Source organism: Wolbachia endosymbiont of Tettigetta isshikii (genome assembly GCF_041154185.1).
GTDB lineage: Bacteria > Pseudomonadota > Alphaproteobacteria > Rickettsiales > Anaplasmataceae > Wolbachia.
The window spans coordinates 1-1553 of record NZ_JBFTEN010000042.1 but is presented as its reverse complement, the minus strand read 5'-3'; the positions used below and the strand labels follow the sequence as shown (position 1 = coordinate 1553).

Annotated in this window: 1 protein-coding gene and 1 pseudogene; both read left to right on the top strand. The window is 32.5% G+C overall.

From position 1 onward, the window contains the following. Positions 1-313, top strand: a pseudogene (locus tag AB6N09_RS05635) (Rpn family recombination-promoting nuclease/putative transposase); the annotation flags it as partial. Between the two features lie 282 nt (positions 314-595). Further along, positions 596-802, top strand: coding sequence for a hypothetical protein (locus tag AB6N09_RS05630; protein WP_411131948.1), 207 nt, complete (start codon positions 596-598; stop codon positions 800-802). Positions 803-1553 lie beyond the last annotated feature (751 nt).

Below are 1553 nucleotides of genomic sequence, written 5' to 3'. Positions count from 1 at the left end.
AACTAGTGAAAGAGAGTTGGAAAGGATAATAGGAAGTGACGTAATAATCAAAAAAGCATATGAGGAGCTAAATAGATTCAACTGGTCAGAAAAGGAGTTCATAGCATATGAACAAGAGATAAAGCGTATTCGTGATGAGAAGGCTGTTCTCGCTCAAAAACTTGATGATGCCACTGAAAAAGGCAGAAAAGAAGGAAAAATTGAAGTTGCTAAAAACCTACTTAAAGCAGGAGTTTCTATTGATATCATAGCTCAAACTACTGGTCTTCTTAAAGCTGAAATTGCACAACTCAAAGAAGAAGTCACGAGTTAACCGCTTAGCTACCAATATATTTTGAAGTAAGCTGCCCACGTGGCTTCTTTTGCTTTTTTTTTATCTGGTAAGCTTCTTAATGTTCATAGCTAGTTGTAATTCATGAGTTGAGCAGATAATGCTGAGTAGCATCTTGTTTAACTGTAAAATTTGATATTAGCTGCTGATAATTGGAATAGTTGTAAGTCGAGGCTCTTCTCCTACACTTGTTTTCAACGCCATTCCATAAAAAGACTATTTTGCTTATTCTATTAATCTAATTATACTGACAGCAGCGGAAGTTTGAATTTGCAATTAGCAAGTGTAAAGGATTTAATGTCTGTAGCAGGGTTAGGTGCTGCGATAGTAGCACTTACATGTTTGGGGTTAAGTTCCACAGCTTTATCGCCTTTAACTATAGGTGGGATTATTGGTTCTATATTTCCACCATTTTTGTGTATAGGAGCTATACCGCGTAACCTACGCGAACTTTTGTCTATAGTAATTTAACACAACGCAAAACCAGCTATATTAGCCTACTTCTACAACGTTTAGGTATAAACCAATTTGTCTAACTTTGCTATAACAGTTTTACGTTTCTATTTTCACAACTATATTTTTACCAGGCTTGTTCTCACAAATATAGGTACTTTTCTGGATTTTTGAAAGAGTAAATAATCAAAATTTTTATGACACTAATCAATACAGTACTTTGGCTAAAATATTTTTTAAGACTTGAATAAATAAAATTGTATTGCTATAATACTTAAGGTTTATAAAAATATTGGTTGTATGAAAGATTTACTATATGGAATGCTTGAAAAATGGTATCCAGAATTATCAGATAAATAAATAGACGAATGGTCCATTGCGTTTGAAAGCATGTGCTCTGATTATCATTACGCCCATCCATATGAGAACAAAATGAGCTATTATTATCATGTAACTGATAAAGGGGAATCTTATCAACTATGTTTTTTAAAAATTTTTTATTTGTGTGATTTTGCAACTTTACCCAGTCATATGGGCAATAAAAACCAGTTTGTTATAGAAAATGGATTTTATATCAAACAGCTACCGCAGCAATTTTTACTTAAGCAATGAATATGTGAATAAGTACTTTAAGTCTGTGTGAACGTACTTATTCACAATATTCATTGCGGTTACTGCTGTGTAAGTTTTTAGGTATTTAAATTAATTGCTTCTTTAAATCTTGTATTAGCAATTACTATAATTTTACGCATTAGAACTGTTGCAGCCA